Origin of the sequence: Pseudomonas arsenicoxydans (assembly GCF_900103875.1) — a bacterium.
GTDB lineage: Bacteria > Pseudomonadota > Gammaproteobacteria > Pseudomonadales > Pseudomonadaceae > Aquipseudomonas > Aquipseudomonas arsenicoxydans.
In genome coordinates this window covers 5,554,066-5,567,546 of record NZ_LT629705.1, presented here as the reverse complement: position 1 = coordinate 5,567,546, position 13,481 = coordinate 5,554,066, and the positions used below count along the sequence as shown (strand labels likewise).

The following is a 13,481-nucleotide window of genomic DNA, read 5'->3' as shown; positions in this document are numbered from 1 at the left end:
ATCGTTATTCCTCAAAAGACCTTAAATTAATATTTATAGATCGTTTGAATATATTAAGTGCTGAAGCTGACTGGCATTAGTCGTAGTCGATAGCGACTATCGAGAGCGTTGATTTCTGCCCGTCGAGGGGGCCGGGTAGCCTGTGTTCATTGACCCGAACCCAGATGCCAGGACGCCCGACATGAAACCTCTAATCGCCACTTTCTTGATGCTCGCAGTCTCCGTTCTCGCCGGATGCGCCAGCCATGTTTCGCCGGAATTGCGGCCGTACACAGCGGAAGAAACCAGGGAATTGGCATTGGAAGACTTGAACCGTCGCGGTCTGTCCTTCGAGGAATACCACGCGAAAAAAGCTCAATTGCTCGGTCAGCCGCAAAAGTCGTTCAGTTTCGACAAACAAGGCGAGATGAACGCCGGGCGTGCTGTACAGCTTCACGGTCGCTCAAGCTGATCGAAAACTGTACCGCTCGAAGTTTTACCCAACTGTCCGTGGGTTTCCCTCGGGGCGTGCGATAGGGTCAACATCTGACTGACCCTGACGGATTGCCGCTCATGACCCTCTCATTCGATCTGCTACTGGGTTTCGCCCTGTTTGCACTTGTCACCTCGATTACGCCTGGCCCCAACAACACCATGTTGCTGGCATCCGGTGTGAATTTCGGCTTTAACCGCACCATTCCGCACATGCTCGGTATTACCTGCGGTTTCTTCGTGCTCGTCGTGGCGGTCGGCTTTGGCCTGGGTGCAGTCTTTCAAACCTATCCCATGCTCTATACGGTTCTGCGTTACGTCGGTGCGGCGTATTTGCTGTACCTGGCGTGGAAAATTGCCCATTCCGGACCGGTCTCGGAAAGTGAAAAGGGCGAGAGCAAGCCGATCAGCTATTTGGACGCGGCGGCATTTCAGTGGGTCAACCCCAAGGCCTGGATCATGGCCATCGGTGCCATCAGCACCTACACGCCGATGCAGGGTTATTTCACCAACGTGATCGTGATTGCGGCGGTGTTTGCTTTGATCAATTTGCCGAGCGTCAGTGTCTGGGCCGGGTGTGGCACGTTGTTGCGCAACGTGTTGAAGGATCGCCGCTGGTTGCGGCTGTTCAACTGGGGCATGGCCTTGCTGTTGGTGGCTTCGCTGTATCCGTTGTTGATTGAAAGCTTTAGATGACGCATTGCTTCAACCGGTTGCCCGATGCCTGTTAAGCTCGACTTCAGGAGCGTTCCTACGCACTTTTAAATGAAGTTGTTCTTCTTTAACGGCCTCCGATCAGGTATTTCTAACGCTCTGAAATATCAGCGCAGCTCACGAGGCTGCGCGTTGGCGTTTCAGTGACGAGCTTCCTGATCCCGGAACACGCTCTGCGAGTCTTATATGAATAAACGTCCTCTGTATTTCGACTACGCCGCCACCACGCCGGTGGATGAGCGGGTCATCAAGGTCATGGTCGAGTGCCTGGGTTTCAACGGCAACTTCGGCAACCCGGCTTCCAGCTCCCATGCATTCGGCCAACAGGCCCGGCAAACGGTAGAGCTCGCGCGGCACCAGGTCGCCGAACTGGTGGGTGCCCAGGCCGAGCAGATCGTCTGGACCTCCGGTGCGACCGAATCCAACAACCTTGCACTCAAGGGCGTGGCCCAGGCGCGCGGCGTGTCCGGCGGCCACATCATCACCAGCCAGATTGAACACAAAGCGATTCTCGACACAGCGAAACAGCTGCAAGACACCGGCGTCGCCGTGACCTATCTGGTGCCGGACGCCGAAGGGTTGATTACCCCGCAAGCGGTCAGCGAAGCGATGCGCGAAGACACCTTTCTGGTGTCGCTGATGCTGGTCAACAACGAGTTGGGCACAGTCAACGACATCGCCGCCATCGGCCAGGTGGTGCGTGATCGCGATGCGTTGTTTCATGTCGACGCCGCCCAGGGCGCGGGTAAAGTGGCGATCGATCTGGCCCGGTTGCCGGTGGACCTGATGTCGTTTTCGGCGCACAAGCTCTACGGCCCCAAAGGCATCGGCGCGCTGTATGTCGGCCCTCGCGCGCAGCAGCGATTGCAGGCGCAGATTCACGGTGGCGGTCACGAGGGTGGCCTGCGTTCCGGCACCCTGGCGACTCACCAGATCGCAGCCATGGGCGTTGCATTCGCGTTGGCGGGCGATTCGTTCGACGATGAAAAGGCCAAGATCGTGCGGCTGCGCGAACGCTTGCTTGATCAACTGCTGAGCATTCCCGGCGTTCGCCTGAATGGCAGCCCGACCCAACGCATTCCCCATACCCTGAGCCTGACCTTCAACGAAGGCGAGTTCAATTCCGCGGCGTTGAGCCACTCGATCGCGTTTTCCGCGACCTCGGCCTGCAACTCGGCCAGCAATGCTCCGTCCCATGTGCTGCTGGCGCTGGGGCATGACGCCCGCGCGGCGGGCCGCACCATTCGCTTGAGTCTCGGCCGGTTCACCTCCGACCAGGACGTCGACCAGGCGGCACAACTGATTAAAGCGGCCTGCGCCAGTGCTCCGGCATTTTGGCAGTAGGGCCTGAAAGTGCCGGCGTTTGATCGGCACTCAACAATAATGATGCAGTGATTAGCAGGAGACACGATGAGTACGCAGCCTTCGATCAATGGATCGGTGCCCGAACGCCTGGCGCAAACCCGCGAACTGATGAGCCGGGAGGGCATTCATGCCCTGCTGGTGCCGTCGGCCGATCCGCACTTGTCGGAATACCTGCCGGGCTATTGGCAAGGACGGCAGTGGCTGTCGGGCTTTCATGGCTCGGTCGGCACACTGATCGTGACGCCGGACTTTGCCGGTGTGTGGGCCGACAGCCGTTACTGGGAACAAGCGACCAAGGAACTCAAAGGTAGCGGCATCGAGCTGGTCAAGCTGCAACCGGGCCAGCCCGGTCCGTTGGACTGGCTGGCCGAGCAAACCCCTGAAGGTGGCGTGGTCGCGGTAGACGGTGCGGTGATGGCCGTGGCCTCTGCGCGTACGCTGGGTGGCAAGCTCGAAGAACGTGGCGCTCGCCTGCGCACTGACATCGACCTGCTGAGCGAAGTGTGGCGCGACCGTCCAAGACTGCCGAACGAGCCGATTTATCAACACTTGCCACCTCAGGCGACTGTCAGTCGTGGTGAAAAACTCGCGAAATTGCGTGAGGTCCTGAAAGATCGCGGTGCCGACTGGCACTTCATCGCTACCCTCGACGACATCGCCTGGTTGTTCAACCTGCGTGGTGGCGACGTGTCGTTCAACCCGGTGTTCGTTTCCTTCGCCTTGATCAGCCGGGAGCAGGCCACCCTGTTCGTGGCACTGAGCAAGGTCAATGCCGAACTGCGTGCGGTCCTCGAGCAGGACGGCGTGACCCTGCGCGACTACAGCGAAGTGGCGGCTGCGTTGAGTGCCGTGCCGAGCGGCGCGAGCCTGCAAGTCGATCCGGCGCGGGTGACTGCCGGTTTGCTGGATAACCTGAACAGCGGCGTGAAACTGGTCGAAGGCCTGAACCCGACCACCCTGGCCAAGTCGCAGAAGAGCCTGGCCGATGCCGGGCACATTCGCCAGGCCATGGAGCAGGACGGCGCGGCGCTGTGCGAATTCTTCGCCTGGCTGGACACGGCGTTGGGGCGTGAGCGGATCACCGAGTTGACCATCGATGAACACCTGACGGCCGCGCGTACCCGCCGTCCGGGCTACGTGTCGCTGAGTTTCAACACCATTGCCGCGTTCAACGCCAACGGCGCGATGCCGCACTACCACGCCACCGAAGAAGAACATGCGGTGATCGAGGGCGACGGCTTGTTGCTGATCGACTCCGGCGGTCAATACCTGGGTGGCACCACTGATATCACGCGGATGGTGCCGGTCGGTACGCCGACCGCCGAACAGAAACGTGACTGCACCCGGGTACTCAAAGGCGTAATTGCGCTGTCCCGTGCGCAATTCCCGCGTGGCATTCTCTCGCCGTTGCTCGATTCGATCGCCCGTGCGCCGATCTGGGCTGAAAGCGTTGATTACGGTCACGGCACCGGTCATGGCGTCGGCTACTTCCTTAACGTCCACGAAGGTCCGCAGGTCATCGCCTATCAGGCCGCTGCAGCACCGCAAACCGCGATGCAGCCGGGCATGATCACTTCTATCGAGCCCGGCACTTACCGTCCGGGTCGCTGGGGCGTACGGATCGAGAATCTGGTGTTGAATCGTGAAGCTGGCAAAAGTGAGTTCGGCGAGTTTCTGAAATTCGAAACCCTGACCCTGTGCCCGATCGACACTCGCTGCCTGGAGCCTTCGCTGCTGACGGCAGACGAAAAGCAGTGGTTCAACGCCTACCATGCCGAGGTGCGCGAGCGCTTGAGCCCGTTGCTTGATGGCGCGGCCCTTGAGTGGTTGAACACCCGTACCGCGGCTATTTGACCGGAGCCGTTCAGGCGCTGTTTCGAGCGCCTGACAGCTGTCGTCGATAAAGGATTTGACTCAGGCGGCGCCTTTTCCATCAGGCGCCTGAATATCAGAAGTTAACTCAGGGCTTCAAGGATGAAGTCCAGCCGATCCTGACCGAAGAACATCTGGTCACCGACAAACATGCTCGGTGCGCCAAACACGCCTCGCTGGACCGCTTTCTCGGTATTGTCCTTTAGAGCAGCTTTGACTTCCTCATCGGTGGTGAGCGCCAACACTTCGTTTGGGTCGAAGCCGTTTTGCGTAAGCACTGCCGCGACAGTCGCAGGATCATTGAGATTACGCCCCTCAACCCAAAGCGCGTGGAACAGGCAATCGATAAACGCCGCAAAGCGCTCGGGATGGCGCAACTGCATGCCCGTGACGGCGCGCATGAGCATTAGGGTATTGATAGGGAAATCAGCGGTGAACTTCAAAGGCACGCCGTAGCGTTTGGCGTAACGGTCCAGGTCCTGAAACATGTAGCGACCCTTGGCCGGGACGGTGGCCGGTGATGCATTGCCGGTGGCTTTGAACACTCCACCCAGAAGCATCGGCGTGTAGATCAGCTGACTGTCAGTCTGCTCGCAGATTTTCGGCAGTTGGGTGTAGGCCAGGTAAGTGGCGGGGCTACCCAGATCGAAAAAAAACTCCACGGTTTTGCTCATGGTCGGTGCACTCTGCTTATTGTTGTAGGGGAGGGCTTACCAGCGTTCATTCCAGGGGCGCAGATCCAGCTCGAACGTCCAGGCGTCCCGAGGCTGGCTGTGCAGATACCAATAATTCTCGGCGATGTGCTCGGGGTTGAGGATGCCATCCTCGTCCTTGGTCGCGTACTTCTCTGGAAAGCTCTCGCGGATGAAGTCCGTATCGATGGCGCCGTCGACTACGACGTGAGCAACATGGATGTTCATCGGTCCCAGTTCGCGGGCCATGCTTTGGGCCAGTGCGCGAATGCCATGCTTGGCGCCGGCAAAAGCGGCAAAGCCGGCGGCGCCACGCATCCCGGCGGTAGCACCCGTGAACAGGATCGTACCTCGTTGCCGTTTGGCCATCCGCTTGGCGACTTCGCGTGCGTTGAGGAAACCTGAGAAGCAGGCCATTTCCCAGATCTTGAAATACTTGCGAGCAGTTTCTTCGAGGATGCTGCACGGCACGTTGGCGCCGATATTGAAAACGAATGCTTCAATGGGGCCAATGCGGGTTTCGATCTCCTCGACCAGCGCAATCACATCCTCTTCCTTGCGTGCATCGCAGGCGAACCCGTGCGCATCGCCGCCATTAGCCTTGATTGCATCGACCAGCGGCTGGAGTTTGTCCGCGCTGCGGCGCGTGACACAGGCAATGTAGCCTTCCTGCGCAAAACGCTTGGCAATCGCGCCGCCGGTAGCGTCACCCGCGCCGACAACCAGTACGACCTTCTTGTTATTCATGGGTTGATCCCTTTGATGAACGATCGTTAACTGAACGAACGTTATGCTACGATTTGGTAGGCGTCAAGGCGATCAATCCTGAGGGCAAGGCAATGCGTTACTCGGCCAGTCACAAGCTGGAAACCAAAGAAAAGCTGTTGCAGAGCTGCGCGGTGTCGGCGAAGAAGGTCGGGTTTTCAGCCGTGGGCGTGGATGGCTTGATGAAGGCGATTGGCTTGAGTGGGGCGGCTTTCTATAGCCACTTTACGTCCAAGGACCAGTTGTTCGCGTCCATCGTCGAGCGTGAGCTGAGTCAGAGTCTGGAGCGATTAGGCGCTGATCAGGACTGCGACAAACTCGAACGTTGCTTGAAGCAATACCTGAGCATGGCCCATGTCGAGCATCCTGAGTCCGGTTGCGCGTTACCGACATTGGGAGCCGAGATCGCCCGATCAGATGTTCTTGTGCGCGAGGAGGCGCAGGTCTGGATTTGTCGGTTGCAGGAGAGTTGGGCGAAGATCCTGCAAAGCGACAGTCTTGCGTGGGCCATTCTGTCGCAATGCGTTGGTGCGCTGGTCGTGGCGCGAATGCTGGCCTCGACGGATATTCAACGTACGGTGCTGCAATCCAGTCATGATGAGATTGGCCGCCAGATTGCCGGGCGGCATCAACCTATTTGCAAATGACGATCATGCTACGGCTGGTATAACCGGCGGGGTTGAGGCCGAACGGATAATCGCCAGGTTCTTCCACAGCATCCCCGGACTTGGCAATGACCTTGTAGCCTTTGGGCGCACACGAGTCGGCGGCGCTGGTGTAACACTTGTCCCAGGACGAGGACAGCCCGGAACAGTTGATATGGAGCCCTTTCTTGCCATGCTTGACCTGGGTTTTCGATGTCGCCGCACAGCCCGCAACTGCGAGTACGGCGATCAGTAGCAAAATTCGTTTCATTGCTGTCCTTATAGCGTTCCCGGATCTTGTGTCCGGGTCTGGCTGCATTCGCTTTCACTTTAAGCGTTCTGATATCCCTATCCTGAAAAATCCATGCCTGGCACTGGGTTGCGGGCCTAAACATGGCCTAATTGAGCGGCAAATACCAGACTTGCGTCAAATACGGCATCAATCCGCGGCGACCGCAGGCTTGGCAGCGCTTCCCATAGTCATGGTCGCACCGACAGACGCCAAAATGATGCACATGATGGCCATCCACTGTGACAGTGAGAGGTATTCATGAAGGAACAGCAGGCCCGATAGGGCGCCAAACGCAGGTTCTATGCTCATCAGCGTGCCGAAAGTCCGGGCTGGCATTCGGGTCAGCGCGACCATCTCCAGTGTGTAGGGCAGGGCGGTCGACAAAATGGCGACGCCGATGGCCACGGGGATCAGTGATGGAGTCAACAGGGCGGCGCCTGCATGGACGATACCGATAGGGGCGACGAACAACGCGGCGATCATCACGCCCAACGCAGCGGTCTGCACGCCGTTGTCAGCACCGGCTTTCTGGCCGAACAGAATGTAAAGCGCCCAGCAGGCACCTGCACCCAAGGCATAGGCTGCGCCCATCAGATCAATTCCCGCTGCCGTTGCACCTGTCGGTATCAATAGCAGCAAGCCGACGGCTGCCAGGGCTATCCATAAGAAGTCGATTGCTCGGCGTGAGGCATAGATAGCCACCGCCAGCGGTCCGGTGAATTCCAGGGCGACAGCGATACCCAGCGGGACAGTGCGTAAGGACATATAGAAGAGGAAGTTCATGCCGCCCAATGCCATCCCGTAGACGATGACGGTGCGCAGGGATTTTGCAGTGAGCTTTGCCCGCCAAGGGCGCAGCAGGATAATCATGATCAGGCTGGCGAAGATCAGCCGCAGGGTCGTAGTCCCTTGGGCGCCGATGATCGGGAACATACTCTTGGCCAGGGAGGCTCCGGACTGGATCGACGCCATGGCTATTAATAGCAGTCCGACCGAGAACAGGGTCGAAGCAAGGCTGCGAGGCTGGTCATTCATTGTGTGGCATCGTCCGAAGGGGGGAGGGAGTAATGTGCACTGGGCAATATACTGCGCATTCGCACGCGACGCGTCTATATATAAGCAATGATTTCGACTGTCCTGATAGAAAAGCATAAATAGGTGTTGACGGCAGATTCTGGAAGTCTATAATTCGCCCCACTTCCGGCGCAGTCGAAACGGAAAACTCCTTGGTAAACAAAGAGTTACGCAGTTTTCGACAGCGAGTTGCTTCAGGTCATCGAAGCCCAGAAGGAGTCGGTAAGGCAGGTGGGTTTGGCCTTATGGACGTTTCGATCTTCTCGGTCGAAAGCGGAGAAAAAGAGGTGTTGACAGCAGCGAGTAACGCTGTAGAATTCGCCTCCCGCTAACGAGAGATCGGAGGCGCAAGTGGTTGAAGTTGCAAAGGAAACTTTGAAAACTTCTGAAAATAACCGCTTGACAGCAACAGAGGCTGCTGTAGAATGCGCGCCTCGGTTGAGACGAAAGATCTTAACCAACCGCTCTTTAACAACTGAATCAAGCAATTCGTGTGGGTGCTTGTGGAGTCAGACTGATAGTCAACAAGATTATCAGCATCACAAGTTACTCCGCGAGAAATCAAAGATGTAACCAACGATTGCTGAGCCAAGTTTAGGGTTTCTTAAAAACCCAAAGATGTTTGAACTGAAGAGTTTGATCATGGCTCAGATTGAACGCTGGCGGCAGGCCTAACACATGCAAGTCGAGCGGTAGAGAGAAGCTTGCTTCTCTTGAGAGCGGCGGACGGGTGAGTAATGCCTAGGAATCTGCCTGGTAGTGGGGGATAACGCTCGGAAACGGACGCTAATACCGCATACGTCCTACGGGAGAAAGCAGGGGACCTTCGGGCCTTGCGCTATCAGATGAGCCTAGGTCGGATTAGCTAGTTGGTGAGGTAATGGCTCACCAAGGCGACGATCCGTAACTGGTCTGAGAGGATGATCAGTCACACTGGAACTGAGACACGGTCCAGACTCCTACGGGAGGCAGCAGTGGGGAATATTGGACAATGGGCGAAAGCCTGATCCAGCCATGCCGCGTGTGTGAAGAAGGTCTTCGGATTGTAAAGCACTTTAAGTTGGGAGGAAGGGCAGTTACCTAATACGTATCTGTTTTGACGTTACCGACAGAATAAGCACCGGCTAACTCTGTGCCAGCAGCCGCGGTAATACAGAGGGTGCAAGCGTTAATCGGAATTACTGGGCGTAAAGCGCGCGTAGGTGGTTTGTTAAGTTGGATGTGAAATCCCCGGGCTCAACCTGGGAACTGCATTCAAAACTGACAAGCTAGAGTATGGTAGAGGGTGGTGGAATTTCCTGTGTAGCGGTGAAATGCGTAGATATAGGAAGGAACACCAGTGGCGAAGGCGACCACCTGGACTGATACTGACACTGAGGTGCGAAAGCGTGGGGAGCAAACAGGATTAGATACCCTGGTAGTCCACGCCGTAAACGATGTCAACTAGCCGTTGGGAGCCTTGAGCTCTTAGTGGCGCAGCTAACGCATTAAGTTGACCGCCTGGGGAGTACGGCCGCAAGGTTAAAACTCAAATGAATTGACGGGGGCCCGCACAAGCGGTGGAGCATGTGGTTTAATTCGAAGCAACGCGAAGAACCTTACCAGGCCTTGACATCCAATGAACTTTCCAGAGATGGATTGGTGCCTTCGGGAACATTGAGACAGGTGCTGCATGGCTGTCGTCAGCTCGTGTCGTGAGATGTTGGGTTAAGTCCCGTAACGAGCGCAACCCTTGTCCTTAGTTACCAGCACGTAATGGTGGGCACTCTAAGGAGACTGCCGGTGACAAACCGGAGGAAGGTGGGGATGACGTCAAGTCATCATGGCCCTTACGGCCTGGGCTACACACGTGCTACAATGGTCGGTACAGAGGGTTGCCAAGCCGCGAGGTGGAGCTAATCCCAGAAAACCGATCGTAGTCCGGATCGCAGTCTGCAACTCGACTGCGTGAAGTCGGAATCGCTAGTAATCGCGAATCAGAATGTCGCGGTGAATACGTTCCCGGGCCTTGTACACACCGCCCGTCACACCATGGGAGTGGGTTGCACCAGAAGTAGCTAGTCTAACCTTCGGGAGGACGGTTACCACGGTGTGATTCATGACTGGGGTGAAGTCGTAACAAGGTAGCCGTAGGGGAACCTGCGGCTGGATCACCTCCTTAATCGACGACATCAGCTGCTCCATAAGTTCCCACACGAATTGCTTGATTCATTGAAGAAGACGATAGAAGCAGCTTTAAGCTCCAAGCTGATAGCTCACGCTAACAGTTACGCGCTCGAAATTGGGTCTGTAGCTCAGTTGGTTAGAGCGCACCCCTGATAAGGGTGAGGTCGGCAGTTCGAATCTGCCCAGACCCACCAATTTTGTATGGGGCCATAGCTCAGCTGGGAGAGCGCCTGCCTTGCACGCAGGAGGTCAACGGTTCGATCCCGTTTGGCTCCACCACTAACTGCTTCTGATTGTGTAAAGCTTAGAAATGAGCATTCCATCGTGATGATGGTGAATGTTGATTTCTAGTCTTTGACTAGTTCGTTCTTTAAAAATTTGGGTATGTGATAGAAAGATAGACTGGACGTTACTTTCACTGGTAACGGATCAGGCTAAGGTAAAATTTGTGAGTTGCTCTTAATTGAGTATTATCGAATTTTCGGCGAATGTCGTCTTCACAGTATAACCAGATTGCTTGGGGTTATATGGTCAAGTGAAGAAGCGCATACGGTGGATGCCTTGGCAGTCAGAGGCGATGAAAGACGTGGTAGCCTGCGAAAAGCTTCGGGGAGTCGGCAAACAGACTTTGATCCGGAGATGTCTGAATGGGGGAACCCACCTAACATAAGTTAGGTATCTTAAGCTGAATACATAGGCTTAAGAAGCGAACCAGGGGAACTGAAACATCTAAGTACCCTGAGGAAAAGAAATCAACCGAGATTCCCTTAGTAGTGGCGAGCGAACGGGGACTAGCCCTTAAGTGGCTTTGAGATTAGCGGAACGCTCTGGAAAGTGCGGCCATAGTGGGTGATAGCCCTGTACGCGAAAATCTCTTAGTCATGAAATCGAGTAGGACGGAGCACGAGAAACTTTGTCTGAATATGGGGGGACCATCCTCCAAGGCTAAATACTACTGACTGACCGATAGTGAACTAGTACCGTGAGGGAAAGGCGAAAAGAACCCCGGAGAGGGGAGTGAAATAGATCCTGAAACCGTATGCGTACAAGCAGTGGGAGCCCACTTTGTTGGGTGACTGCGTACCTTTTGTATAATGGGTCAGCGACTTATTTTCAGTGGCGAGCTTAACCGAATAGGGGAGGCGTAGCGAAAGCGAGTCTTAATAGGGCGTCTAGTCGCTGGGAATAGACCCGAAACCGGGCGATCTATCCATGGGCAGGTTGAAGGTTGGGTAACACTAACTGGAGGACCGAACCGACTACCGTTGAAAAGTTAGCGGATGACCTGTGGATCGGAGTGAAAGGCTAATCAAGCTCGGAGATAGCTGGTTCTCCTCGAAAGCTATTTAGGTAGCGCCTCATGTATCACTGTAGGGGGTAGAGCACTGTTTCGGCTAGGGGGTCATCCCGACTTACCAAACCGATGCAAACTCCGAATACCTACAAGTGCCGAGCATGGGAGACACACGGCGGGTGCTAACGTCCGTCGTGAAAAGGGAAACAACCCAGACCGTCAGCTAAGGTCCCAAAGTTATGGTTAAGTGGGAAACGATGTGGGAAGGCTTAGACAGCTAGGAGGTTGGCTTAGAAGCAGCCACCCTTTAAAGAAAGCGTAATAGCTCACTAGTCGAGTCGGCCTGCGCGGAAGATGTAACGGGGCTCAAACCATACACCGAAGCTACGGGTATCACTTAGGTGATGCGGTAGAGGAGCGTTCTGTAAGCCTGTGAAGGTGAGTTGAGAAGCTTGCTGGAGGTATCAGAAGTGCGAATGCTGACATGAGTAACGACAATGGGTGTGAAAAACACCCACGCCGAAAGACCAAGGTTTCCTGCGCAACGTTAATCGACGCAGGGTTAGTCGGTCCCTAAGGCGAGGCTGAAAAGCGTAGTCGATGGAAAACAGGTTAATATTCCTGTACTTCTGGTTATTGCGATGGAGGGACGGAGAAGGCTAGGCCAGCTTGGCGTTGGTTGTCCAAGTTTAAGGTGGTAGGCTGGAATCTTAGGTAAATCCGGGATTCTAAAGCCGAGAGCTGATGACGAGTGTTCTTTTAGAACACGAAGTGGTTGATGCCATGCTTCCAAGAAAAGCTTCTAAGCTTCAGGTAACCAGGAACCGTACCCCAAACCGACACAGGTGGTTGGGTAGAGAATACCAAGGCGCTTGAGAGAACTCGGGTGAAGGAACTAGGCAAAATGGCACCGTAACTTCGGGAGAAGGTGCGCCGGTGAGGGTGAAGCATTTACTGCGTAAGCCCATGCCGGTCGAAGATACCAGGCCGCTGCGACTGTTTATTAAAAACACAGCACTCTGCAAACACGAAAGTGGACGTATAGGGTGTGACGCCTGCCCGGTGCCGGAAGGTTAATTGATGGGGTTAGCTAACGCGAAGCTCTTGATCGAAGCCCCGGTAAACGGCGGCCGTAACTATAACGGTCCTAAGGTAGCGAAATTCCTTGTCGGGTAAGTTCCGACCTGCACGAATGGCGTAACGATGGCGGCGCTGTCTCCACCCGAGACTCAGTGAAATTGAAATCGCTGTGAAGATGCAGTGTATCCGCGGCTAGACGGAAAGACCCCGTGAACCTTTACTATAGCTTTGCACTGGACTTTGAATTTGCTTGTGTAGGATAGGTGGGAGGCTTTGAAGCGTGGACGCCAGTTCGCGTGGAGCCAACCTTGAAATACCACCCTGGCAACTTTGAGGTTCTAACTCAGGTCCGTTATCCGGATCGAGGACAGTGTATGGTGGGTAGTTTGACTGGGGCGGTCTCCTCCTAAAGAGTAACGGAGGAGTACGAAGGTGCGCTCAGACCGGTCGGAAATCGGTCGTAGAGTATAAAGGCAAAAGCGCGCTTGACTGCGAGACAGACACGTCGAGCAGGTACGAAAGTAGGTCTTAGTGATCCGGTGGTTCTGTATGGAAGGGCCATCGCTCAACGGATAAAAGGTACTCCGGGGATAACAGGCTGATACCGCCCAAGAGTTCATATCGACGGCGGTGTTTGGCACCTCGATGTCGGCTCATCACATCCTGGGGCTGAAGCCGGTCCCAAGGGTATGGCTGTTCGCCATTTAAAGTGGTACGCGAGCTGGGTTTAGAACGTCGTGAGACAGTTCGGTCCCTATCTGCCGTGGACGTTTGAGATTTGAGAGGGGCTGCTCCTAGTACGAGAGGACCGGAGTGGACGAACCTCTGGTGTTCCGGTTGTCACGCCAGTGGCATTGCCGGGTAGCTATGTTCGGAATAGATAACCGCTGAAAGCATCTAAGCGGGAAACTAGCCTCAAGATGAGATCTCACTGGGACCTTGAGTCCCCTGAAGGGCCGTCGAAGACTACGACGTTGATAGGTTGGGTGTGTAAGCGCTGTGAGGCGTTGAGCTAACCAATACTAATTGCCCGTGAGGCTTGACCATATAAC

9 protein-coding genes, 2 tRNA genes and 2 rRNA genes are annotated in these 13,481 nt (G+C 55.5%); 9 read left to right on the top strand and 4 right to left on the bottom strand.

Going from position 1 to position 13,481, the window contains the following annotated elements:
- Positions 1 to 181: 181 nt before the first annotated feature.
- The 4 genes from BLQ41_RS25970 to BLQ41_RS25955 all read left to right on the top strand — a co-directional run bounded on the left by BLQ41_RS25970 (position 182) and on the right by BLQ41_RS25955 (position 4,404).
- The gene (locus BLQ41_RS25970) at positions 182 to 451 is read left to right on the top strand and encodes a hypothetical protein (RefSeq protein ID WP_090186262.1); all 270 of its coding nucleotides are present in this window, start codon (positions 182 to 184) and stop codon (positions 449 to 451) included.
- A 101-nt stretch (positions 452 to 552) separates the two neighbouring features.
- Complete coding sequence (locus BLQ41_RS25965; RefSeq protein ID WP_090186259.1) at positions 553 to 1,167, top strand: LysE family translocator; 615 nt, start codon at positions 553 to 555, stop codon at positions 1,165 to 1,167.
- A 204-nt stretch (positions 1,168 to 1,371) separates the two neighbouring features.
- Positions 1,372 to 2,529: a cysteine desulfurase family protein gene (locus BLQ41_RS25960; RefSeq protein WP_090186256.1), complete on the top strand. Its 1,158-nt coding sequence runs from the start codon at positions 1,372 to 1,374 to the stop codon at positions 2,527 to 2,529.
- Positions 2,530 to 2,595: 66 nt separating this feature from the next.
- Positions 2,596 to 4,404, top strand: coding sequence for an aminopeptidase P family protein (locus BLQ41_RS25955; RefSeq protein ID WP_090186254.1), 1,809 nt, complete (start codon positions 2,596 to 2,598; stop codon positions 4,402 to 4,404).
- Positions 4,405 to 4,505: 101 nt separating this feature from the next.
- Here the strand turns inward: BLQ41_RS25955 and BLQ41_RS25950 are convergent, their stop codons facing one another.
- Both BLQ41_RS25950 and BLQ41_RS25945 read right to left on the bottom strand, forming a co-directional pair.
- Complete coding sequence (locus tag BLQ41_RS25950) at positions 4,506 to 5,096, bottom strand: 2-hydroxychromene-2-carboxylate isomerase (RefSeq protein ID WP_090186251.1); 591 nt, start codon at positions 5,094 to 5,096, stop codon at positions 4,506 to 4,508.
- A gap of 36 nt (positions 5,097 to 5,132) precedes the next feature.
- The gene (locus BLQ41_RS25945; protein WP_090186249.1) at positions 5,133 to 5,861 is read right to left on the bottom strand and encodes an SDR family oxidoreductase; all 729 of its coding nucleotides are present in this window, start codon (positions 5,859 to 5,861) and stop codon (positions 5,133 to 5,135) included.
- Positions 5,862 to 5,953: 92 nt separating this feature from the next.
- Here BLQ41_RS25945 and BLQ41_RS25940 point away from each other — a divergent pair, with 92 nt between their 5' ends.
- Entirely contained in the window at positions 5,954 to 6,526 is a 573-nt protein-coding gene (locus tag BLQ41_RS25940) for a TetR/AcrR family transcriptional regulator (protein ID WP_090186246.1), read from the top strand.
- On the opposite strand, the gene BLQ41_RS25935 is transcribed toward BLQ41_RS25940, so the two are convergent.
- Both BLQ41_RS25935 and rhtA read right to left on the bottom strand, forming a co-directional pair.
- Positions 6,513 to 6,794 (bottom strand): hypothetical protein, encoded by a 282-nt coding sequence (locus BLQ41_RS25935; RefSeq protein WP_090186244.1) that lies wholly within the window; start codon positions 6,792 to 6,794, stop codon positions 6,513 to 6,515. The genes BLQ41_RS25940 and BLQ41_RS25935 overlap by 14 nt on opposite strands.
- Positions 6,795 to 6,962: 168 nt before the next feature.
- Complete coding sequence (gene rhtA / locus BLQ41_RS25930) at positions 6,963 to 7,850, bottom strand: threonine/homoserine exporter RhtA (protein ID WP_090186242.1); 888 nt, start codon at positions 7,848 to 7,850, stop codon at positions 6,963 to 6,965.
- Positions 7,851 to 8,513: 663 nt separating this feature from the next.
- Here rhtA and BLQ41_RS25920 point away from each other — a divergent pair.
- The 4 genes from BLQ41_RS25920 to BLQ41_RS25905 all read left to right on the top strand — a co-directional run bounded on the left by BLQ41_RS25920 (position 8,514) and on the right by BLQ41_RS25905 (position 13,476).
- A 16S ribosomal RNA gene (locus BLQ41_RS25920) occupies positions 8,514 to 10,050 on the top strand.
- A 122-nt stretch (positions 10,051 to 10,172) separates the two neighbouring features.
- A tRNA-Ile gene (locus tag BLQ41_RS25915) sits at positions 10,173 to 10,249 on the top strand.
- A 9-nt stretch (positions 10,250 to 10,258) separates the two neighbouring features.
- Positions 10,259 to 10,334, top strand: a tRNA-Ala gene (locus BLQ41_RS25910).
- A gap of 250 nt (positions 10,335 to 10,584) precedes the next feature.
- Positions 10,585 to 13,476 (top strand): 23S ribosomal RNA (locus tag BLQ41_RS25905).
- Together the 16S and 23S rRNA genes with 2 tRNA genes alongside form the textbook arrangement of a ribosomal RNA operon.
- Positions 13,477 to 13,481: the final 5 nt, after the last annotated feature.